This is a genomic window from Pseudomonas sp. JQ36 (assembly GCF_053851495.1).
The window spans coordinates 4,673,443-4,695,672 of the sequence record NZ_CM132642.1 but is presented as its reverse complement, the minus strand read 5'-3'; the positions used below and the strand labels follow the sequence as shown (position 1 = coordinate 4,695,672).

Sequence of the window (22,230 nt, the reverse complement as noted above, 5' to 3'; positions counted from 1 at the left end):
CATCGACCGTCCGCGCCGACAAAAGCCTGAATCCTGAGGAAGTACCTGAATGAAAAAGTGGCAATGCATCGTCTGCGGCCTGATCTACAACGAAGCCGACGGTTGGCCGGACGACGGCATCGCGCCAGGCACCGCTTGGCAGGACGTGCCGGAAGACTGGCTGTGCCCGGACTGCGGCGTGGGCAAGATGGACTTCGAAATGATCGAAATCAACTAAGCACAAACAAGGAGTAAGGCATGAACGCACCTGTCGTAATCGTCGGCACCGGGCTTGCGGGCTACAACCTGGCCCGCGAGTTTCGCAAACTCGATGGCGAAACCCCGCTGCTGCTGATTACCGCCGATGACGGGCGCTCTTACTCCAAACCGATGCTCTCCACCGGTTTCGGCAAGAACAAGGATGCCGATGGCCTGAGCATGGCCGAACCGGGCGCGATGGCCGAGCAATTGAAGGCCGAAGTGCGCACCCACACGCGCATCAGCGGCATCGACGCCGGCCACAAGCGTCTGTGGATCGGCGAAGAAGCGGTGTACTACCGCGACCTGATCCTCGCCTGGGGCGCGGAAACCGTGCGGGTGCCGATCGAAGGCGATGGCGCGGATTTGGTGTTCCCGATCAACGATCTTGAAGACTACGCGCGCTTTCGTGCAGCCGCCGCGGGCAAGCGCCGCGTATTGCTGCTCGGTGCGGGTCTGATCGGCTGTGAATTCGCCAACGACCTGATCCTTGGCGGCTACGAGGTGCAACTGGTTGCACCGTGCGAGCAAGTGATGCCAATGCTGCTGCATCCGGCCGCTGCGGCCGCCGTGCAAGCCGGGCTGGAAAGCCTGGGCGCGCGTTTCCACCTCGGCCCGGTGCTGACTCGCCTGCAGATGGTTGCTGACGGGCTGGAAGCGCATCTGTCCGACGGTCAGGTGATTGCCTGCGATGTAGTGGTCTCGGCCATCGGCCTGCGCCCGCGCATCGATCTGGCGGCGGCTGCGGGCGTGCAGGTCAATCGCGGTGTCGTAGTCGACCGCTACCTGAAGACTTCCCACGCCAATATCTACGCCCTGGGCGACTGCGCCGAGGTCGATGGGCTGAATCTGTTGTACGTGATGCCCCTCATGAGCTGTGCGCGTGCGCTGGCACAAACCCTGGCCGGCAATCCGACGACCGTGAGCTACGGCGCGATGCCGATCACGGTGAAAACCCCGGTGTGCCCGTTGGTCGTTTCGCCACCGCCACGGGGCAGCGAAGGCGTCTGGACTGTCGAAGGGCAGGGCGCCGACATCAAGGCTCTGTGTCACAGCGCCGATGGTCAGTTGCTCGGATATGCCCTGACTGGCGCGGCCGTCACGGAAAAACTCGCCCTGAACAAACAGCTTCCGGCCCTGCTGGCGTAAATACCGGTCGTTCTGTCGGAATCACCCCGCTTTTGCCCCCACAAAGGTCGCGGGGAGACTGGCGCCGCCGGTATCCGCGTGCCATTCTCACTCCCGTCTGCCGCAGAGTAGAGCCTGCGGCGCCTTGGGCGCTGTTCCAACGAGAACAGCACGGACATAACAACAAAAAACCGTCAAAGGGGCTTCACTAATGCGTAAACCAGAACTCGCCGCTGCAATCGCTGAAAAAGCGGATCTGACCAAAGAACAGGCCAACCGCGTTCTCAACGCCGTCCTCGAAGAAATCACCGGCGCTCTGCACCGCAAGGACAGCGTCACGCTGGTGGGCTTCGGCACCTTCCTGCAACGCCACCGCGGCGCCCGCACCGGCAAGAACCCGCAAACCGGTGAGCCGGTGAAAATCAAGGCCAGCAACACCGTGGCATTCAAGCCAGGCAAGTCGTTGAAAGACAGCGTCAATCCTTAAATTGCGGCGAACTCCCTGAGTAGCGGGGAGAACTGCAATAAAAAATGGGCACACCGATTGCGGTCGGGTGCCCATTTTTTGTGGTTGAAAATCGGCTTGTTAACGCCGGAAGCAGGCCTTGCCGTTGCCGAAATCCACCGCCAGGCAGTTCGGTTCGATCGCCAGTTGCAGATCCTGGAACAGGCCGGACAAATCGCTGTCCGACGCCGGTTTGGTTTCGCTCTTCAGCGTCACGGTGTTGTTTTCCACCCGCCAGGTGCCCTTGGCAAAGCCATCTGCGCTGCCATACGACACGCCCGCGTCAAATGTGCCGTCCTTGCGCAGCAGCAATTCGGCGCCCATTTCCATTGCACCGGTCAGATAGTAATGACCGTCCAGTGGTGGAGTATCTGCAGAGGCCTGAGTGACGGGTAGCCACATGAGTGCTGCGAACAACAGGGGTTTCAATTCCATGAGGTAAAGCTCCTTACCAGCCTTAGTAAAGGGTGCCGAATTTTTGGCATTGGATTCTGGCATAGCCAAGGTTTGCCCGCGCGCTGTTTAGCCACTACACAATCGAATCGATATCCAGCTGAAACGGCGCGCCGACGGCATGCCCTCTGGTCATTGCCGCGATCGCTGCATCGTGGTCCTGGGCGGCGGGGGGAATCATCGCCAGTTGTTCCTGAACGAGGTTTTCCGGGTGGGCGTTCCAGCGCAGCAGGTTTTCCTGCACCCATTCAGGCTGGTCGGCATAGCTGCCGTAGACGTCGGCTTCTGTGACTCGCTGGCCGTGCAGGGCGACCAGTCGAGCGTGGGTCATTTCTATTTTGCTGATTTCTCTGTCGAGCACCGCCGTCTTGTGGGTTCTTTCCTCGTGCCGGACATAAGCACTTGGGTGGTCTCGGAGATTGCGCTTCAAGGCACTCAGTTGGTCTTTGAGATTCTTCAAGGCGCCGCTAACCCATTCGAACTCCCGGTAAGTCACCAAAGAGCGTTGGAATTGCTGCGCCTCTTGCCAGCGGCGCAGGCTGGCCCAGCAGCCGGGGATGTAGCTGCCAACCATCGAGTGATCGCCTGCCGCGAAGATCTGCTCCAGAAAAGAGCCGCGCTTGGGCGAGCCATTGATATTTCGCAAGGCTTCGGCGCAACCGTGGTCGTTGATGATGCTGCAGCCCGGTTGCCAGAGAATGGATGATTTGTGTTCCTTGCCGAACACCACTGGCATGAAGTGGCGCAACGCCCCGTGATGCCCGTAATTGTCACCCAGGAAATTGCTCATCCCCCAGACCAGCAAAGCAAAGCCGGCGACCGGATTAAGGGCCAGTACCACTCCGTTTGCGGTATACATCGGCTTGGGTCTGGCATAGGTGTTCATCCAGGTGGCGGGCACGCTCGGTACAGGGTCGTTCTGGTTGACGATGCGGTGGTGGATCAGTGGTTGGGCACTGTTGATGAAGGTCGTGTCGCCGGCGCGCGGGGCGCCGTAGGTGTAGAGCACGATATCTGGCTGATAGCGCTGATTCCGGCGCAACATTTCGGACAAGATCAGTGCTATCGCCCCGCCCAGACTGTGTCCGGTAATCAGCAGCTTTTGCCCACTGTAGAACCTCTCCAGGTAGCTCACGACAAACGGGAAAACCGCTTGTGCACCCCCGTAGAATCCACGGTGCACCTTGCCTTCTCCTTCTTGAAAAGGAACCTGATAGGCGTCTCCATCACGCAAACCATCGGGTAACGTTTCACTGGTTCCCCGGACACTGATCAATATCAACTCGTCGTGATGCGTAATGAAGGCTTGGGTGTCTGTACTGTCGGCTTGTTTGCGATCATCGAAAAAGTGCAGCCTGGCCGGATGTTCCTGTTGATCCCCCAGTGCCGGATCATTCACCTCGGGATAGAGCTGTGGATCGAACGGCACTACCTCCAGCCGTTTCGAGTAAGGCACTTCTTCATACAACGGGTAGTACTTCTGCGTTTGCGACGCATCGACTTTCCACAACTCATCAAATAGCGGCAGTGCATGGCCGAACCAATTGCCGCTGCTGGGCTGCACGGGGAAACTCACACGGTCGGTCTTGACCGGTTGCGTGTTCGGCTCCTGACCGAAGTCGGTGTAACTCAGGGTCGCCATCAACGACAGTTGATAGAGGTTAAGTGCGCAGAACTCGTTGCCGGTCGACAACATTGGGCGTAGCGCCCGCATGGGGCGCACTTCCAGCACATGGTGCTTGTTCGGCAACAGGGCAATGCCCTTGGGTTTGGGCGGTGGCGGGGAGAAACCCAGTTCCACTGTGGCCATGCTGGCCTGAGTGAAAATCGCCCCCATTCCTCCGTCCGGAACACTGGTATCAATCTGCGCGAACGTTCGGGTTTGGGGCGTGGATCGCATTAGTCTGTGCACCACCATATTCGGTGGATCACGGCGCTCTGCCAGAGGCGGCAAGTGCGCTACATGTTTGACCAGCTCGCTCACTTCAACTTGGTAATAGGCGTTGCTCTCGGCAAGGTCTTTTGCTGGGTTGGCCTGGGTACGCACACCTGATTTGCTGAAGAAGCGGGTTTTCTCGGCACGAACCTGGAGTTCGGTGATGGGGAGGGGGTAGTGCTCCCTTGTCCTTAAATCTTTATAGAGTGTTTCTATTCCTTTAAAGGGCTGGTTGAACTTGAGTACTACCGGACCGCAGTAATGGTTGATCAGGTTGCCAGAGCCCGTGGTATCCAGTTTGCCCGTGTAAACGGTGTCCTCATAATCGATAATTTCGTACGTCAACCCAGCATAGGGTTTGCCATCACCAAACTCGTCCACTAGTTGAAAGCTCGTCGAATGTCCGCGCATTGGGCAGGCGTGGATGTTGCCTTGCATAAATACTGCGACGCTCGGATCCAACGGTTCAATACTCATGGGGTCTCGTCCTTGTTTTCCGTGCAGCCCGGATAAATGGTGCAAACTCGCTCATCCACCATCCTGAAGGTGCTGAAGTCTTTGTAGTTTCCATTGCAATACCCACGCTGATCTTCGAGACCTTCACCCATACAGCGCTTCCAGCCGCCGGGAACCTGGACCCAGGTGTCACCCCAGCCGGGCCTTTCTTCATCTGCCAACTTGATCTTCAATTTCACCGTTTTTCCCGGCAGTTGCGTCAGCGTGTATGCCGTGGAAGGGCGGCTTCGACCGACATTGCCCTGCTCGTCCATTTTTTTGCATCTCAACATTTTTATGAGGTAACGCTTGGGGCTGACCGTGCGGAAAAACCACATGCATTCACCGAAGAACTCACCTGTGCCTTCTTCGTCGAAAGTACCCATGTGTCGCTCCAACAACTCTGGACGCACGGCAAATGACGCATAGTCATAACTGCTATCACTTCGCTCTGGGCCAAAAACGCCGATGATCTTGACCTCCACATGATTCAGCGCCAGTGGGCAGTTGCTCACGGTTCTGTAAAGCGGGATTCGGGAAGTAGGCTCGTAGACCATGTTGGTTTTATTGAATCCAAGCTGCGTATCTTTGCCGCCCGGCACCGAGCATGTTTGATCCTTGGCGGGCACGTAGGTGGCCGTCAGGTCGTATTTGAAGTTGGGCGGAAAGTCGGGAACAAAGGTGAAAGTGTTCGGTTTACTGACGGCTGAACAACCCAAGGTCAAAGCAAGGCAAATATTCAACGTCAGACACTGGGCTATATGTCTGATGTGCGGAAAGTCCCCGCGCGGATAGGTCGCTTTCTGATCTGTCATGGGGTCTCGTCCTTGTTTTCCGTGCAGCCGGGGTAAATGGTGCAGATCCGTTCATCCACCATTCTGAAAGTGCTGAAGTCTTTGTAATTTCCGAAACAGAACGCATCCTGGTCCTCAAAGCCTTTCCCCATACAGCGCTTCCAGCCGTCAGTTACTTTGACCCAGGTGTCACCAAAGGCCGGCTTTTCCTGTTCGGACAATCTGATCCTCAGCTTTATGGTTTTCTCCGAGAGCTGGGTCAGCGTGTAAGCCGTGAACGGACGACTTCGGCCGACATTGCCCTGCGCGTCCATTTTTTTGCAGGTGAGCAGTTTGATCAGGTAGCGCTTTGGCCCGACGGTACGAAAAGACCACATGCACTCGCCGAAGAACTCACCTGTACCGTCTTCGTCGAAAGTCCCCATGTGCCGCTCCAACAACTCTGGACGAACGGCAAATGACGCATAGTCATAGCTGCTGTTACTGCGTCCCGGGCCAAAAACGCCGATGATCTTGATTTCCACTTTGTTCAAGGACAGCGGGCAGTCGCCCGCTGTTTTGTACAGCTCAATTTCCGCAGTGCTGACGTATTCCATATTGGGTTTATTAAAGCTGACCCAGAAATCCGGCTTTCCCGCCACTCGGCACGTTTCGCCTTCGAGGGGCAGGTAGATGGCTTTCAGTTCGTATTTGAAATTGGGTGGCAAGTCGGGAACAAAGGTGAAAGTGTTCGACTTGCCCGCAACAGAACACCCCAAGTTCAGGACGGCGCAACCGCCAAGCGCCAGACATCGAAATACGTTTGTCATAAGGCCCCGTTCTCCTGCAGATACAAGGTCTGTTGATACACCCGCTCAAAGTGCGCCGCCGGGTCTTCCCCGGTTTTGGGCAGCCAGGTTTTCGGTGGTAGAAATCCCGGTGCCTTCAGGCTTTGGGTCAGCAGAAAATGTACCTGTTGCGGCTGTTGCCAGCCCCACAGCTGGCTCAGTTGCACCTGCCCCCAGACCCAGTCATCCACATCGAACTGCCCGGCAAGCACCGCCATCGCTTCAGTGTGTTCGCCGACTAGATAGCGTCGGGCGTTATCGAACAACACGTTGGCGTAAATCTGTTCCGGGATCGGGGTGTGCAGCCACGGCGGATCTGCCGGCAGCGGATGCTCACCCGGGTCAGGGTTGTCGGTGACCGTCCATTGGCCCGCGTGCCAGTAACAGACGCTGGCCATCGGCCCGAGCAAGAGCGCGTGTTGCTCCGGTGGCAGATGCGCAAGCGCGCGACCGATTACGCGATTGTCGTGCACGCGATACACCGCCTGATTCGGTGGCTCGCCAGTGACTATGCGTGCGCGCCAGTGCGCGGACAGCGTATCGAGGTCAACGTGGCTGGCGCTGCCCAGCCAGCCCCAATGCCGCTCGGGCGCGTTCAGCAGCACCTGGATCAGCGGATGCCTGACTGTGCCGATGTGAAAAAGAAACGGGCCGCTTTGTGCCAGCGAATTCGCTGCGGTGCCGCCATACAGACTGCGGTAGTGAGCGGCACCCATTTCGTTGCTCAGCGCGATGCGTTCTTCGAGGTGATCAAGCGAGTCGAGCATCAGCAACAGATCTCGACTCGATCGCGCTTGCTCGTACAACCATTGTTCGAGTGTGTTCATGCGACCTCTCCGATGCTGCACTGACCGGCGCGACAGGCTTCGCACAGCGGGCAGTAGTCCGCAGCCTGGTGGCGGGCGCCGGCGACGATGGATGCGGGGCTGGCGATGTCTGCCACGGGTTGGCCGGGCGGGGCTTGCAGTGCCTGCAGCGGCGCTATACCCGCCAGCGGCGCGCCGCCCTGAACGATCGGCACGCTGCTGAAGATCCCGCTGGCGTCGATCACGATGTGATGACCTCCCGCCGTCAGTGTCAGGCTGGAACTGGCGTCGATCACGACATTGTTGGCAGTGATGCGCGCCTGTTGGCCCGCCTGTATCACCAGCGAACCTGCGGACAGGCTGCTGGTACCGCTGATCGTGAGCAGATCATCGGCATTGATCACCGTGCTGCGCACGCCGTGTTGGGTGCGCAGCTCTTTGCCTTCGATCAGGGTGGTACTGTCATTGCCCACCTGCTCAAAACGGTCGTGGCTGATCTGGCTGCGGCTGTCATTGAGGATCAGTTGCTCAATGTCGCGCTGGGCGCGCAGGTAGATTTTTTCCTGCCCGGCGCGGTCTTCGATCGACAGTTCGTTGTAGCCGCCGCTGCGTGGTGAACTCTGACTGCGCAGAACCGTTCGGGTTTTTTGCGCCGGTAATGGATGGGCGGGGGAGGTGAGTTTGTTGGGCACGCAGCCGGTAATCAGTGGTTGATCCGGGTCACCTTCCTGGAAGGTCACGACCACTTCCATGCCGACGCGCGGAATGGACATCGCGCCGAAACCTTCACCCGCCCAACTGGAGGCAACCCGTATCCAGCAACTGCTCTTGTCGCTGCCGAGTTCTGCTCGATCCCAGGGAAACTCGACGCGAACCCGACCGTACTCATCGCAAAAGATCTCTTCACCGGGCGGCCCGGTAACGCATGCGGTCTGGCAGACCAGCAAGGGCTTTTGTGCGGGCAGTCGAGGTCGGTAGATCACGTCCGCGGGTGTGGCGCTGAAGGTATTGCGATAGCCCTGAGTGAAACCATCGATGGGTGTTGTAGGGGGGGCGGCGGCTTCCTCAAGGACCTGTGGCTGTTTCCCGTAATGTTGCAGGCTCACCAGCAACCACATGTCGTTGCAGTCCTTGCGCGGATGCTCGGTCAGGTCGAACAAGTAGCCGCTGCGCAGCGTCGGCTGATTGCTGGCACCCTCGACCCGCTGGTAGTCGCTGCGATGCCGCTCCAGAGCCTGGCGCACGAGCTGTTTGCCCTGCTTCTCGCTCTTCATCAAGAGTGGGTAACGGTAGTCTTCCAGCTCGGGCGTGAACTCGGCAGTGAAGCGACTTTCGAGCAACTGGCTGGGACGTTTCAGGTCATAGTCGCGACGGGTGACAGTACTGGTGCGGGTCTTGAAGGCCAAGGTAAAACGATCAATGACCGGGTGCTCGGCGACCATGCCGGAGCCTTGTCGATAAGTTGTCGGCCCAAGCCTGGGGAAAAACACCTGATCGTCGGTGAACACCAGCATGTGTTGTTCGGGCGAGTGCTGGTGATGCCAGGCAATGCCGTCCTCGGCGCACAAACGCTGGATGAAGTCGAAGTCGGATTGCCCATACTGCACGCAGTATTCACGTACGGCGCTGGTGCTGACATGGAAGGTGAAGACGTCGGTCTGGATGCCATGACGCCGGAGAACCTGCGTGATGATTTGCGGGACGGTCAGATTCTGGAAAATCCGCTGGTCATGACTGAACTGCAGATAATGCAACGCAGGCACCAGCGTCAGCTCATAGTGGGTCAGGCGTTTTCCGCTTTCACCCACCCGCACATCTTCAATGCGCCCGTGAATACCTTCGTGGTTGAACCCGAATTGCAGAAATGCCGGCTGACTGAGCAGGCCTTCCAGATCGATATCTGCTCGCTCGCTGACCAGCTCGACCCGGATCGCGTAAAGGCAGCTGATGGCTTCAGCGCCATCAAATGCGAGCACCTTGAAGTCGTGGAGAACGCTGGGGATTTGCAGGATAAAAGGCGCGCAACTGCCTGTGCTGAACATACGCTTGTCCTTAAGCAGGTGAGTCGATGCGCGGTGTTCGATCGTCCCTGATCGCCACGCGAAAAGAATTTGCCCAAGCAAGCTAGCGATGCGGGAAATAAATTGATGTAAGAAGTATCCCTGACATTTGTCAGAGTATTCCGGGCGTGAAAGTGTTGTGTGGATTGAAGGAAATGACTGTAGGAAGTCACTTCGATAATTATTGAGTTAGCACTGAAGTGCAGCATTCACGAGCTGGATAAAGTTTCAGAAAAATGAAATGCCATCAAATTGATGGCACTTTTGTTGTTGAGTGTTGTCGCCGGTAAATCGTTTTGTAAAATTCAATGGATTTTCGGAAGTGTCCTACTTCTATTTTTTTCGCGAGTTGTCATGCTTGCCGCCGTGGAATGGGACGAAGGTTCGGGTCCGTGCGCTCAGGCGGGATCGGGCCGCTCTGGATCAAGGGTTCTGTGGGGGCAGAGCAAATGCGGGCAATATAATTCGCCATCAGGGATTCCCCTGCCACATATAGGGCGATCTCCTACACAGCCCAATGAACACTTCGTCTTGTTGTTTAATCAGATGCTTGCTAGTGGCCATCATAGTGATTACGATGCGCCCACTTGAAAGAGCACATCTCAATTGGATGAGTCGCTTCACTGCTCTTCGATACTGTCCCGCGCCGCGGCAACTCCAATAGGCGCATGACTGTAATCCTAATTAAAGGCCATGGATGTCCTACTCAAGCAAACTTTCCGCCCATTACCTCGAACTCGCAAAAGTCTCTGTTTCCAAAGAGAATTTCGCGGGCGAAGACGTTCGTTTTTCGAGCGAATTCGAGGCGCTGGAAAGCGAGCTGGCCAAAGCCTCGTCGATGCACGAAAGCGGGCAGATCGACTGGCTGAAAATCCGTGAAAACAGCGAAAATCTGCTGCGTACCCAATCCAAGGATTTGCGTGTCGGCGCCTGGCTGACCTGGTCGCTGTACCAGCGTGAATCCTTCCCCGGGCTGCTGGCCGGCCTCGGTCTGCTGCACCATCTGTCGGAAAACCACTGGGCCGACGTTCACCCGCTCAAACCGCGCACCCGTGCCGCCGCCATCGGCTGGCTGGTGCCGCGCCTGGAGCAGGTGCTCACTGAAAACATCGCGATCAAGGAACAGCTGCCGATGTTCCGGCAACTGTCCGAGCATCTGGCCGGCCTCGATGCCGCATGCACCGAGCACCTGGGCGATGACGCACCGCTGCTGCTGCCGCTCTCGCGTCGCCTGAAAACCATGATCCAGCGTGCCGCCGACAATCAGCCGGCCCCCGGTGTGGTGGGCGCAGCGGTGGCGCAGGTCAAGCAGGCCGCTAGCCAGCTAATGGCCCCCGGCGCGCCGATCGATAACGAAAAAGACGCTTACAAGGCCCTGCGCGCCCAGCAGGAAAGCGCGCGTCCGTTGTGTGCCTGGTGGCTCAAGCAGAAGGCCACTGACCTGCGCGCCTTGCGTCTGAACCGCACTTTGCTGTGGCTGCCGATCGACGCGGTGCCCGAGCGCAACGCAGAGCAGATCACCGTGCTGCGCGGCCTGCCGGTGGACAAACTCAAGCAGTATCAGGATCGCTTCGATCAGGGCAAATACGCCGACCTGCTGGTGGAACTGGAGGCGAGCCTGGCGAAGGCGCCGTTCTGGTTCGATGGCCAGAGGATGGTCTGGGAATGTCTCCAGAACCTCAACGCCGAGATGGCAATGCGCGAAGTGGAAATCCACTTCGCGCTTTTGGTTCAACGCCTGCCCGGCATCATCGAATGTCGTTTCCATGACGGCGCGCCGTTTGCCGATCCGTCCACCCGGGCGTGGATCGCCGGCAATGTCATGCCGCACCTGCAGAGCGCCAGTGCGCCGCGCAAGGTCGAAACCGACGACGTCGAAACCCAGCCCGCCTGGGAAAAGGCCCTTCAGGACGTGCTGCCGATGCTGCGCAAGGAAGGCCTGAAGCCTGCCGTGCAGACGCTCAAGCAAGGGCTGCAATCGGCTCACGGTGGACGTGAGCGGTTCTTCTGGCAGTTCGCCCTTGCCCGGCTGTGCTTCATGGCCAAGAAGTACGAACTGGCCAAGAACCAGCTCGAAACCCTCGATCAGACATTACAGGACTCAGGCCTGCACGCCTGGGAGCCCGATCTTGCATTGGAAGTGCTGCATTTACTGCATAGCTGCTGCGAGTTGTTGCCGCAGAACCATGCCGTACGTGAACGCAAGGAAGAGATTTATCGCAGGCTGTGCCACCTCGACCTCGAAGTGGTACTCGAATAGGCCCCAGGGCCACAACCGCAAGGAGAAAAGCCATGGCCAAAGAAGGCTCGGTAGCCCCCAAGGAACGCATCAACGTCACCTTCAAACCCGCCACCGGCGGTGCTCAGGAAGAGATTGAACTGCCGCTGAAGCTGCTGGCAATCGGTGACTACACCCACCGCAAGGACGATCGCAAAATCGAAGATCGCAAGCCGATCAGCATCGACAAGATGACCTTCGACGAAGTGTTGGCCAAGCAAGAGCTGGGTCTGACGCTGAGCGTGCCGAACCGTCTGCAGGAAGATGGCGAGGCCGACGAGCTGGCTGTGCAACTGCGCGTCAATTCGATGAAGGACTTCAACCCGGCCAGCCTGGTCGAGCAAGTGCCTGAGCTGAAAAAACTGATGGAACTGCGCGATGCGCTGGTGGCCCTCAAAGGCCCGCTGGGTAACGCACCTGCGTTCCGTAAAGCGATCGAAGGCGTGCTCGCCGACGACGAATCCCGCGGTCGCGTACTCGGTGAGCTGGGCCTGAACGCCGCAGCCCCGGACGCCTGAGACTCCAGCCAAGGAAGCCAACACAATGAGCACTAGCGCAGCACAAGAGAAGAGCGCCGAAAGCGGCGAGTACAGCATTCTCGACAGCATCATCGCCGAAACCCGTCTGACTCCGGACGACGAAGCCTATGACATCGCCAAGCGTGGCGTTTCGGCGTTCATCGAAGAACTGCTCAAGCCGCAGAACAACGGTGAGCCGGTCAAGAAGGCCATGGTTGACCGCATGATCGCCGAGATCGATGCCAAGCTCAGCCGTCAGATGGACGAAATCCTGCACCACCCGGACTTCCAGGCTCTGGAATCGTCGTGGCGTGGCCTGCAGTTGCTGGTCGACCGCACCAACTTCCGCGAAAACATCAAGATCGAAATCCTCAACGTCTCCAAAGAAGACCTGCTGGACGATTTCGAAGACTCGCCGGAAGTCATGCAGTCGGGCCTGTACAAGCACATCTACACCGCTGAATACGGCCAGTTCGGTGGTCAGCCGGTGGGCGCGATCATCGCCAACTACTTCATGTCCCCAAGCTCGCCGGACGTGAAACTGATGCAGTACGTGGCCAGCGTTTCCTGCATGTCCCACGCGCCGTTCATCGCCGCCGCCGGCCCGAAATTCTTCGGTCTGGAAAGCTTCACCGGCCTGCCGGATCTGAAAGATCTGAAGGACCACTTCGAAGGCCCGCAATTCGCCAAATGGCAGAGCTTCCGTACTTCGGAAGACTCCCGCTACGTTGGCCTGACCGTGCCGCGTTTCCTGCTGCGTAACCCGTACGATCCGGAAGAAAACCCGGTGAAATCGTTCGTGTACAAGGAAACCGTTGCCAACAGCCACGAGCACTACCTGTGGGGCAACACCGCGTTCGCGTTCGGCACCAAGCTGACCGACAGCTTCGCCAAATTCCGCTGGTGCCCGAACATTATCGGCCCACAGAGCGGTGGCGCGGTTGAAGATCTGCCGTTGCATCACTTCGAAAGCATGGGCGAAATCGAAACCAAGATCCCGACCGAGGTTCTGGTTTCCGATCGTCGTGAATACGAACTGGCCGAGGAAGGCTTCATCTCCCTGACCATGCGCAAAGGCTCCGACAACGCGGCGTTCTTCTCCGCCAGCTCGGTGCAGAAGCCGAAGTTCTTCGGCATCAGCGCAGAAGGCAAGGCGGCAGAGCTGAACTACAAGCTCGGCACCCAACTGCCGTACATGATGATCGTCAACCGCCTGGCTCACTACTTGAAAGTGCTGCAGCGCGAGCAACTCGGTTCGTGGAAAGAACGCACCGACCTCGAGCTGGAACTGAACAAGTGGATCCGCCAGTACGTGGCCGACCAGGAAAACCCGAGCGCCGAAGTGCGTGGCCGTCGTCCGCTGCGTGCTGCGCAAGTGATCGTCAGCGACGTTGAAGGCGAGCCGGGCTGGTACCGCGTCAGCTTGAACGTGCGTCCGCACTTCAAGTACATGGGTGCCGATTTCACCCTGTCGCTGGTTGGCAAGCTGGACAAAGAGTAAGAGCGACTCATGGACGGATACGGCAGCCTGTTCGAGCGCCTCAACGGCGACGCGCAACTACGCAAGGGCAACAGCCTCGAGGCTTGTGCCATGGCGTCAGTGGCTGCCCATCTGGCCAAAATGCTTAGCACCCGGGCCGGCAGCGTGCAAACGCTGGCCGACTACGGGTTGCCCGATCTCAATGACATGCGTCTGAGCCTGCACGACTCTCTGAGTCAGGCCCGTCTGGCCATCGAAAACTTCATCGAAGCCTACGAGCCGCGCCTGAGCAATGTGCGTGTCATTTCCCTGCCGCGTGACCACGACCAGCTGCGGCTGGCCTTCAGCATCGAAGGCCTGCTGGAAGTCGAGGGTTTCAAGCGTCAGGTCAGTTTTTCCGCGCGCCTGGATGGCAGCGGTCAAGTGAAGGTCACCTAAGGAGATTCCCGATGTCTGGCAAACCCGCAGCACGCGTATCCGACCCCACCGCTTGCCCACTTCCTGGCCACGGTACCAACCCGATCGCCGCCGGTTCCGGCGACGTGTTCTTCGACGGCCTCGCGGCCGCCCGCCAAGGCGATGCCTCGGCGTGTGGTGGTGCGTTGGTTGGCGATCTGGCGACCACGGTTTTGATCAATGGCAAACCTGCCGCCACGGTTGATTCAGTGGGGGCCCATGGCAACAAAGTCACGGCGGGTTCCGGGACGGTGATTATCGGTAATTCGCATTCGCCGGCGCCGTTTGTGCCGCCAGTTCCAATGCCTGGCTACTTCAATGATTTTTTTGTTTTGCGGGATGAAGAGGGTAATCCAGTAGCAAATTATGGCTACCGATTGGAGACCGAGTCAGGTGAAGTTTATGAGGGTGTGACAGACGCGAACGGGCATACCAAAGCCGTTAGTACTGGCAAAGCTTCCCAAGTACTGAAAGTTTCTCTGCTTACTCCTGCAGGAGTCGCAAATGTCTAACGCAACGCCTTTGGCGCAGGCTCCTTCCACGCCTTCTACCAATCTTGAAGGGCAGGTAGCGATCGTAAAGCTAGCAAAGTTATCAACTTATGAGTTCAATATAAGATCGTTTCATCCGGGTAAAACATTTGGGTGGAGCGGCTTTAACTTTGAAGGCGATGCGCGTGGTTTTTCGTTAAAGCCGAGCGGCCTCTCTGGTGTTCAAGGTACGCTAATAACTTCACGGGTATGGCATAAGTTCTTTGTTAAGCTTCTATCAAATGAAGTCACAGATACCCAGACGGAGTCGAACGATTCCGGGAAGGCTGGCGCGGAGCACACCCACTACGATGCAGAACTAAAGCCGAAAGGTGGAAGTTGGCCATCAATCAAAACGGAAAAAGGCGCAGTCACTACTGTTTGGGTAGAGGGCGGATATGCTGGTGAGAATCACGCGTTTCCAATGTCTGCGATGACAAAAAAACTCACGGGCCTTACGTTTGTACCAAGTCTGGATGTCAGTTACAAAATAATAATGACACTAGATCGAGTTGCAAAGCATCTGGATGTTGTTACTTATATTTCCGGTGATGGCTTTCCAAACTGCGAGGCATTTATTTCTGATCCGACTGGGAAGTCGATTTTTCTTGGAGTGCACGTACGCAAAGGGGCCGCTGCCGTTTCTTTATTTGGTGATAAAAAATATCCAATGATCTCTTCGGCTATTCGTATTGAAGTGGATGATGAAGGGAACTTTAAGGATCAGCTGGGAAACGAGATGAGAAGAAGGAAACTCAAAAAGGAGCAGCTTGAAATGCGCCCGATTACAGAGTGGAACGATTTCTTTATCAATCTTAGCCCCAATGATGGCCGCTGGATGGGCATTTGGGAGGAACCTATGCCGGATTCTAATACAGAGTCGACGTTGAAATGACATATGCAAGTTATTTCAAGGTGGCTGTTTGGATGCCCGCAATTTTGTTGCCGATTCTGTTGGCAGTGGACGCATTCTATTTTTCCAGACCACTAAGCGATGGAGTAGAGCAATTTGTTCTCGTTTACGTTCTTGGTTTCGGATTGGCGGCGTACATTTTATTTGCGGCATTTTCGTCTCATGTGATTTCTACAAAAACTGAGGCTGAAATAATAAGGCTTGCTTGGTGGGCGCCGTTAATTTTTATCCCGTTTTATGGTGCGCCTTGGGTTTTGTATGGTGTCGGGTGTTTGTTAGCTGGCAGGTCTGCTGGTTTTGGAATGATATTTATGTGGCTGGCCTATATACCCTATTTTTTGTTTTTTGGTGTGCTGGCGTCCATTGTTGCCATTTCTCTTTTCAAGTTAATGAGTAAGTTTTCTCTGTTCTCTGGCAGGGGAAGATGATTGTGGAGGGTTTCTCTATGAAAAAAGGGACTGTCCCTGATATTAATAAGCGCAGGAAGGCAGCTTTCTGTGTGGCTGTATTGTTTGTGGTGTTTTCTGTTTCATTATTTTTTGTTGTATTTGCCATGCGGAATTATCCTGCTAGTTCGACGGTAATCAGCCCTTCCGGTCGATACGTTATGGAAAACGTACGGGTTGGAAAAATTCTTACCCTCGGTGGAATGGCCTATTTGAGAGTTATTGACAGGCAAAATCCGCAAGAAGTTTATCGTACCCCATTGTATGACACTCAGTCGTTGGACATGAGGGCGTCAGAGAATGAGTCAACTGTCGGTATTGCATGGATATATTTTAATAAGAGTAAGAAAACTTTCGAGATAGCGATGCCTCAATGGGAAAGCCATTGGTTGAATATGTTCATCAGTAATACACCCTACGAGATTCTGGAAAATTGATAGCAGTATGAACAGCTACGTTCGTCTCGCCCTATGCTTATTAATCCACGCCCTTGGATGCGTGGCTTATGCATTTTTGAATGACGCGGTTGTGCATGCTTATAAGCTTTTTAACGGCGGATTCACCAGCCGTGGTGTCGCCATCGGCATTGCGACTTACGCACTGTTTTACATTTTTCTGGGCGTCAACCTGATCGTTGCGCTGATTCCAGGTCTGGTCGCCAAGCTGGCCATCCTTTTTCTGATGGTGGGCTTCATCCTGCTTTGGATGCTACCCGACAACCCGTTAAGAGCCCTGTTTTACGGCGTAGCTCAAGGCTGCGTCACGTTGCTGGCGATCCTCACCACTCAAGTCATCGAGTTGCGTTGGGCTTTGCGAAACATCGCAGGTCGCATTCAGCCAAGTCAGCCTGCAGGTGCAATCCAATGATCAGGTCGGACATCAAGCGTAATCCGCAGGACAGTTATTCCATGAGTTCCACTACCAGGCAGGTAACCCGTGTCCTTTAACCACTACTACCAAAGCGAACTCACCGCACTGCGCCAACTCGGTCGCCGTTTCGCCGAGCGTAGTCCGGCGTTGGCGCCGTTCCTGGGCCAGGCCGGGCGGGATCCGGATGTGGAGCGGTTGCTGGAAGGTTTTGCGTTCCTCACCGGGCGGCTGCGGCAGAAGCTCGATGACGAGCTGCCCGAGCTCAGCCATTCGCTGATGCAACTGCTGTGGCCGAACTACATGCGCCCGCTGCCGGCGTTCAGCATTCTGCAGTTTGATCCGCTGAAGCGTTCGGGGCCGGCGCTGGTGGTCGAGCGCGATACGCCGATCGAAAGCAAACCGATCGAAGACGTGCGTTGCCGCTTCCGCACCTGCTATCCGACTGAAGTCTTGCCGCTGGATCTGGCCGCGCTGAACTATTCGGTAAAGGGCGACGGTTCGCTGCTCAGCCTGCGTCTGGAAATGAGCGCCGACGGCCACCTCGGTGAGCTGGAACTGAGCAAACTGCGCCTGCATTTTGCCGGCGAGCGCTACATCAGCCAGATGCTCTACCTGAGTCTGCTGCGCAACCTGGAAGGCATCGAGCTGATCCCGCTCGACGGCGCCGGCAAGCCGATCGATGGCGTGGCGGGCAAGCCGATGGCGTTCAAGATTCCCGGTGACCGGGTCAAGCCAGTGGGCTTTGCCGAAGAAGAAGCGTTGATCCCGTATCCGCTGAACACCTTCCGCGGCTATCGCTACCTGCAGGAATACTTCGCCTTCCAGGACAAGTTCCTGTTCGTCGACGTCAACGGTCTGGACATCCTCAAGGCGCTGCCGGAAGACACGCTCAAGCAGATGCGCGGCCTGGAGTTGCGTTTCGATATCCGCAAGAGCGGGATCATGCGCATGCGTCCGACCCTGGATAACGTGAAGCTGTTCTGCACGCCGATTGCCAACCTGTTCGCCCACGACGCCCTGCCGATCCGCCTCGATGGCAAACAGGATGAATACCTGCTGCTGCCGGCGGAATACGATCTGGAAAACTGCGGCGTGTTTTCGGTGGAAACCGTCACCGGCTGGAAGCCCGGCGGCCTCGGTTATCAAGAGTACGTGCCGTTCGAATCGTTCGAGCACGACCCGAGTTTCGACGTGCCCAACAGCCGTCCGCATTACAGCATCCGCCAGCGTTCGTCCTTGCTGCATGACGGCCTCGACACCTACCTGAGCTTCGGCATCCGCCATACCGAAGCCCACGAAACCCTGTCGATCGAGCTGATCTGCACCAACCAGAACCTGCCGCGCAAGCTCAAGCTCGGCGACATCTGCATGGCCTGCGAAGAGACGCCCGAGTTCTTGAGTTTCCGCAACATCACCCCGGCCACTTCCAGCTTCGCGCCGCCGCTGAACCGTGACTTCCTGTGGAAGCTGATCAGCAACATGTCGCTCAACTATCTGTCGCTGGCCGACGTCAACGCGTTGAAGGTGATTCTCGAAACCTACGACCTGCCGCGCTACTACGACCAGCACGCGGAGAAGGTCAGCAAACGCCTGCTCGGCGGCCTCAAGCACATCAAGCACCACCACGTCGACCGGCTGCACCGTGGCTTGCCGGTGCGCGGTCTGCGCACCGAACTGACCATCGACCCGGAAGGGTATATCGGCGAAGGCGATCTGTTCGTTTTCGCCTCGGTTCTTAACGAGTTTTTCGCGCTTTACGCCAGTCTCAATTCGTACCACGAGCTGCGGGTAAAAAGCACACAGGGAGAGGTGTACCAATGGACACCACGTATGGGCCTGCAGCCCCTGCTTTAAGCGGGCTGACCAAGGTAATACGCGAGTACTCGCTGTTTCAGGCCGTGCTGCTGGTGATCGACCGGCTGCGCGAGGCGCACCCGTACCTGAGCGAAGACGATCTGTACGATCAGGTGGAGTTTCAGGCCAACCCGAGCCTGGGCTTTCCGCGCAGCGACGTTGATCGCGTGGAGTTTTTCGAAGAGCACGGGCAAATGCGCGCGCGCATGCGTTTCAACCTGATCGGCCTGGTCGGCTCCGGTTCGCCGCTGCCGGCGTTCTATGGCGAGCAAGCGTTGGGCGACAGCGAGGACGGCAACCCGACGCGTAACTTCCTCGACCTGTTCCACCATCGCCTGCAACGGCTGATGCTGCCGATCTGGCGCAAATACCGTTATCGCGCCAGTTTCCAGAGCGGCGCGATCGACCCGTTCTCCTCGCAGCTGTTCGCGCTGATCGGTCTGGGTGGCGACGAGATCCGCAAGGCCAAGGAACTGAACTGGAAGCGCCTGCTGCCATACCTCGGGCTGCTCAGCTTGCGTGCGCACTCGGCGGCGCTGATCGAAGCCGTGCTGCGTTACTACTTCAAGCACGAAGACCTGGTCATCGAGCAGTGCATCGAGCGCCGCGTGGAGATCCTCGACGAGCAGCGCAACCGCCTCGGTCGCGCCAACAGCCTGCTCGGTGAAGACCTGGTGCTGGGCGAGCGGGTGCGCGACCGCAGCGGCAAATTCCGCATTCACATCACCGAACTCGACTGGGAGCGATTCCACGAATTCCTGCCGATCGGTTTCGGTTACCAGCCGCTGTGCGCGCTGGTGCGGTTCACCTTGCGTGACCCGCTCGATTACGACATTCGCCTGGTGCTGCGCCCGGAAGAAATCCGCGAACTGCGCATTGGTGAGAAGAACGACTGTCGCCTGGGATGGACCAGTTGGCTGGGCTGCGAAAAAGCAGACGGCGTGGTCACCCTGGGCAGCAAAATTCATTAAGGACGTGAGCCATGATCAACGTAGACCTGCAACAACTCATCCAGGCGCTGGACGCCGAAACCCGTCGTGACCTGGAACGTTCGGCCGAACGTTGCGTGGCCCGTGGCGGCAGCAAGATCCTCGTCGAAGACCTGCTGCTGGGTCTGCTGGAGCGTCCGAACGGCTTGCTGTCGCGCGCGCTGCAGGATGCGGATGTCGACGCCGGTGAACTGAGCGCCGCACTGCAATCTCGCGTTGAACACAGCGCCTCGCGCAACCCGGTGTTCGCCCCGGAACTGGTGCAGTGGCTGCAAGACGCGCTGCTGGTGGCGAACCTCGAACTGGGCCAGACCCAGGTCGAAGACGCTGCGCTGATCCTCGCGCTGCTGCGCAACCCGATGCGCTACGCCGGCAGCCGTTATCAGCCGCTGCTCGCCAAGTTGAACATCGATCGCCTGAAGGAATTTGCCCTGTCGCAACAGGAGCAACCTGCGGCCAACGGCAAGCCAGCGGCGCAGGGCGAATCGCTGTTGCAGCGCTTCACCCACAACCTGACCCAGCAGGCGCGCGAGGGCAAACTCGACCCGGTGCTGTGCCGCGATGGCGCGATTCGGCAGATGGTCGACATCCTCGCCCGTCGCCGCAAGAACAACCCGATCGTGGTCGGCGAGGCTGGCGTGGGTAAGACCGCCATCGTCGAAGGCCTGGCCTCGCGCATCGCTGCCGGTGAAGTGCCGCAGGTGCTCAAGGGCGTCGAGCTGCTGTCGCTGGACATGGGCCTGCTGCAGGCTGGCGCCAGCGTCAAAGGTGAATTCGAGCGTCGCCTCAAAGGCGTGATCGACGAAGTCAAAGCCTCGCCGAAACCGATCATCCTGTTCATCGACGAAGCCCACACCCTGATCGGCGCGGGCGGCAATGCCGGTGGTTCCGACGCGGCCAACCTGCTGAAACCGGCGCTGGCCCGTGGTGAACTGCGCACCATCGCCGCCACCACCTGGGCCGAGTACAAGAAATACTTCGAGAAGGACCCGGCGCTGGCCCGTCGTTTCCAACCGGTGCAGTTGCACGAACCGACCGTCAGCGAAGCGGTGACCATTCTCCGTGGTCTGGCGCAGGTCTACGAGAAGAGCCACGGCATCTACCTGCGGGATGACGCGGTGGTCTCGGCGGCGGAATTGTCCGCGCGCTATCTGGCCGGTCGCCAGCTGCCGGACAAAGCCGTCGACGTACTCGACACCGCATGTGCCCGTGTGCGCATCAGCCTCGCCGCTGCCCCGGAAAGCCTCGAACGCCTGCGTGGCGAACTGGCCGAAGGTGGCCGTCAACGTCAGGCTCTGCGCCGCGATGCCGAAGCCGGTCTGCTGATCGACCACGAAGCGCTGGATGCGCTGGAAGCGCGGCTCGACGAAGCCGAAAGCGAAATGGTCGCACTGGAAAGTCTGTGGACCGAACAGAAGCAGTTGGCCGAGCGCCTGCTGGAACTGCGTCAGCAACTGGCCAAGGCCCGTGAAGCTGCTGCCGTAGAGCCGGCCGTCAGCGTTGAAGAAGACGTCGAAGGCACGGTGATCGAAACCATCGCCGCCGAGGTCGAGGAAGGCCAGAGCGTTGAAGCGCTGGAAGCCGAACTGCACCAGACCCACAGCGCTCTGACCGCTGCTCAAGTCAAAGAACGTCTGGTCAGCTTCGAAGTCTGCCCGCGTCTGGTGGCCGAAGTGATCAGCGCCTGGACCGGCGTGCCGCTGGCGCAACTGGCCCGCGAACACAACGCCAAAGTCGCGAGTTTCGCCACCGACCTGCGCACGCGCATCCGGGGTCAGGAACAAGCCGTGCACGCACTGGATCGCTCGATGCGCGCCACTGCCGCCGGCCTGAACAAGCCTGACGCACCGGTCGGCGTGTTCCTGCTGGTCGGCCCAAGCGGCGTCGGCAAGACCGAAACCGCGCTGGCCCTGGCTGACCTGCTGTACGGCGGCGACCGTTTCATCACCACCATCAACATGTCCGAATTCCAGGAGAAGCACACCGTCTCGCGTCTGATCGGTGCGCCACCGGGCTACGTCGGTTATGGCGAGGGCGGCATGCTCACCGAGGCGGTGCGCCAGAAGCCGTACTCGGTGGTGCTGCTCGATGAAGTCGAAAAGGCCGATCCGGACGTGCTTAACCTGTTCTACCAGATCTTCGACAAGGGCGTGGCCAACGACGGCGAAGGTCGCGAGATCGACTTCCGCAACACCTTGATCCTGATGACCTCGAACCTCGGTAGCGACAAGATCAGCGACCTCTGCGAAGACGGCGCCCGCCCGACCGCCGAGCTGCTCGAAGAGACCATTCGCCCGGTGCTGAGCAAACACTTCAAACCGGCGCTGCTGGCGCGGATGAAAGTGGTGCCGTACTACCCGGTGGGCGGCCCGGTGCTGCGCGAGCTGATCGAGATCAAACTTGGTCGTCTGGGCGAGCGTCTCAACCGTCGTCAGCTGGATTTCAGCTGGTGCCAGAACCTCGTCGATCATCTGTCCGAGCGCTGCACGCAAAGCGAAAGCGGTGCGCGTCTGATCGACCATCTGCTCGATCAGCACGTGCTGCCGCTGGTGGCCGACCGCTTGCTCGATGCGATGGCCACCGGTGAAAGCCTCAAGCGTGTGCATGCCACGCTCGACGGCAACGCCAGCGTGACGTGCGAGTTCGCCTGAGGTG

Annotated in this window: 21 protein-coding genes; 15 read left to right on the top strand and 6 right to left on the bottom strand. The window is 58.1% G+C overall.

What is annotated here, in order from left to right; translation table 11 throughout:
• Window positions 1–49 precede the first annotated feature (49 nt).
• The 3 genes from ACS4NR_RS21250 to ACS4NR_RS21240 all read left to right on the top strand — a co-directional run bounded on the left by ACS4NR_RS21250 (window position 50) and on the right by ACS4NR_RS21240 (window position 1,852).
• Window positions 50–217 carry a rubredoxin gene (locus ACS4NR_RS21250; RefSeq protein WP_064589849.1) on the top strand — a complete coding sequence of 56 codons (168 nt, stop codon included), beginning with the start codon at window positions 50–52 and terminating at the stop codon, window positions 215–217.
• Window positions 218–237: 20 nt separating this feature from the next.
• Window positions 238–1,386 carry an NAD(P)/FAD-dependent oxidoreductase gene (locus ACS4NR_RS21245; protein ID WP_456018256.1) on the top strand — a complete coding sequence of 383 codons (1,149 nt, stop codon included), beginning with the start codon at window positions 238–240 and terminating at the stop codon, window positions 1,384–1,386.
• A 190-nt stretch (window positions 1,387–1,576) separates the two neighbouring features.
• On the top strand, window positions 1,577–1,852 hold the full coding sequence (locus ACS4NR_RS21240) for an HU family DNA-binding protein (protein ID WP_003213368.1): 276 nt from the start codon (window positions 1,577–1,579) through the stop codon (window positions 1,850–1,852).
• A 99-nt stretch (window positions 1,853–1,951) separates the two neighbouring features.
• Here ACS4NR_RS21240 and ACS4NR_RS21235 read toward each other — a convergent pair whose 3' ends face one another.
• From ACS4NR_RS21235 to tssI, 6 genes are all read right to left on the bottom strand, one after another.
• Window positions 1,952–2,305 carry a hypothetical protein gene (locus ACS4NR_RS21235; protein ID WP_456018255.1) on the bottom strand — a complete coding sequence of 118 codons (354 nt, stop codon included), beginning with the start codon at window positions 2,303–2,305 and terminating at the stop codon, window positions 1,952–1,954.
• Window positions 2,306–2,399: 94 nt separating this feature from the next.
• Window positions 2,400–4,736: a lipase family protein gene (locus ACS4NR_RS21230; protein WP_456018254.1), complete on the bottom strand. Its 2,337-nt coding sequence runs from the start codon at window positions 4,734–4,736 to the stop codon at window positions 2,400–2,402.
• Window positions 4,733–5,569 (bottom strand): hypothetical protein, encoded by an 837-nt coding sequence (locus ACS4NR_RS21225; protein WP_456018253.1) that lies wholly within the window; start codon window positions 5,567–5,569, stop codon window positions 4,733–4,735. Before ACS4NR_RS21225 ends, ACS4NR_RS21230 begins: the two co-directional genes overlap by 4 nt.
• A complete protein-coding gene (locus ACS4NR_RS21220) occupies window positions 5,566–6,357 on the bottom strand; it encodes a hypothetical protein (RefSeq protein WP_456018252.1) in 792 nt (263 codons plus the stop codon). The genes ACS4NR_RS21225 and ACS4NR_RS21220 overlap by 4 nt, the downstream gene beginning before the upstream one ends.
• A complete protein-coding gene (locus ACS4NR_RS21215) occupies window positions 6,354–7,202 on the bottom strand; it encodes a DUF4123 domain-containing protein (RefSeq protein ID WP_456018251.1) in 849 nt (282 codons plus the stop codon). The genes ACS4NR_RS21220 and ACS4NR_RS21215 overlap by 4 nt, the downstream gene beginning before the upstream one ends.
• Window positions 7,199–9,223, bottom strand: a complete 2,025-nt coding sequence (tssI, locus tag ACS4NR_RS21210; protein WP_456018250.1) for a type VI secretion system tip protein TssI/VgrG — start codon at window positions 9,221–9,223, stop codon at window positions 7,199–7,201. Before tssI ends, ACS4NR_RS21215 begins: the two co-directional genes overlap by 4 nt.
• Before the next feature lie 715 nt (window positions 9,224–9,938).
• Here tssI and tssA point away from each other — a divergent pair.
• The 12 genes from tssA to tssH all read left to right on the top strand — a co-directional run bounded on the left by tssA (window position 9,939) and on the right by tssH (window position 22,226).
• Complete coding sequence (gene tssA / locus ACS4NR_RS21205) at window positions 9,939–11,501, top strand: type VI secretion system protein TssA (protein ID WP_115986369.1); 1,563 nt, start codon at window positions 9,939–9,941, stop codon at window positions 11,499–11,501.
• Between the two features lie 32 nt (window positions 11,502–11,533).
• A complete protein-coding gene (gene tssB, locus ACS4NR_RS21200; protein ID WP_003229587.1) occupies window positions 11,534–12,037 on the top strand; it encodes a type VI secretion system contractile sheath small subunit in 504 nt (167 codons plus the stop codon).
• 25 nt (window positions 12,038–12,062) lie between these two features.
• Complete coding sequence (gene tssC / locus ACS4NR_RS21195; protein WP_003229584.1) at window positions 12,063–13,538, top strand: type VI secretion system contractile sheath large subunit; 1,476 nt, start codon at window positions 12,063–12,065, stop codon at window positions 13,536–13,538.
• A gap of 9 nt (window positions 13,539–13,547) precedes the next feature.
• Entirely contained in the window at window positions 13,548–13,955 is a 408-nt protein-coding gene (gene tssE / locus ACS4NR_RS21190; RefSeq protein WP_007920274.1) for a type VI secretion system baseplate subunit TssE, read from the top strand.
• A gap of 11 nt (window positions 13,956–13,966) precedes the next feature.
• Entirely contained in the window at window positions 13,967–14,485 is a 519-nt protein-coding gene (locus tag ACS4NR_RS21185) for a PAAR domain-containing protein (protein WP_456018249.1), read from the top strand.
• Entirely contained in the window at window positions 14,478–15,398 is a 921-nt protein-coding gene (locus ACS4NR_RS21180; protein ID WP_253149798.1) for a hypothetical protein, read from the top strand. Before ACS4NR_RS21185 ends, ACS4NR_RS21180 begins: the two co-directional genes overlap by 8 nt.
• A 32-nt stretch (window positions 15,399–15,430) precedes the next feature.
• Window positions 15,431–15,844: a hypothetical protein gene (locus tag ACS4NR_RS21175; protein ID WP_253149799.1), complete on the top strand. Its 414-nt coding sequence runs from the start codon at window positions 15,431–15,433 to the stop codon at window positions 15,842–15,844.
• A gap of 17 nt (window positions 15,845–15,861) precedes the next feature.
• Window positions 15,862–16,299, top strand: coding sequence for a hypothetical protein (locus ACS4NR_RS21170; protein WP_253149800.1), 438 nt, complete (start codon window positions 15,862–15,864; stop codon window positions 16,297–16,299).
• A 7-nt stretch (window positions 16,300–16,306) separates the two neighbouring features.
• The gene (locus ACS4NR_RS21165; RefSeq protein ID WP_253149801.1) at window positions 16,307–16,729 is read left to right on the top strand and encodes a hypothetical protein; all 423 of its coding nucleotides are present in this window, start codon (window positions 16,307–16,309) and stop codon (window positions 16,727–16,729) included.
• Between the two features lie 69 nt (window positions 16,730–16,798).
• Window positions 16,799–18,586 (top strand): type VI secretion system baseplate subunit TssF, encoded by a 1,788-nt coding sequence (gene tssF, locus ACS4NR_RS21160; protein ID WP_007962320.1) that lies wholly within the window; start codon window positions 16,799–16,801, stop codon window positions 18,584–18,586.
• Complete coding sequence (gene tssG, locus ACS4NR_RS21155; protein WP_041071592.1) at window positions 18,550–19,557, top strand: type VI secretion system baseplate subunit TssG; 1,008 nt, start codon at window positions 18,550–18,552, stop codon at window positions 19,555–19,557. The genes tssF and tssG overlap by 37 nt, the downstream gene beginning before the upstream one ends.
• An 11-nt stretch (window positions 19,558–19,568) precedes the next feature.
• Window positions 19,569–22,226 carry a type VI secretion system ATPase TssH gene (gene tssH, locus ACS4NR_RS21150; RefSeq protein WP_456018248.1) on the top strand — a complete coding sequence of 886 codons (2,658 nt, stop codon included), beginning with the start codon at window positions 19,569–19,571 and terminating at the stop codon, window positions 22,224–22,226.
• Window positions 22,227–22,230: the final 4 nt, after the last annotated feature.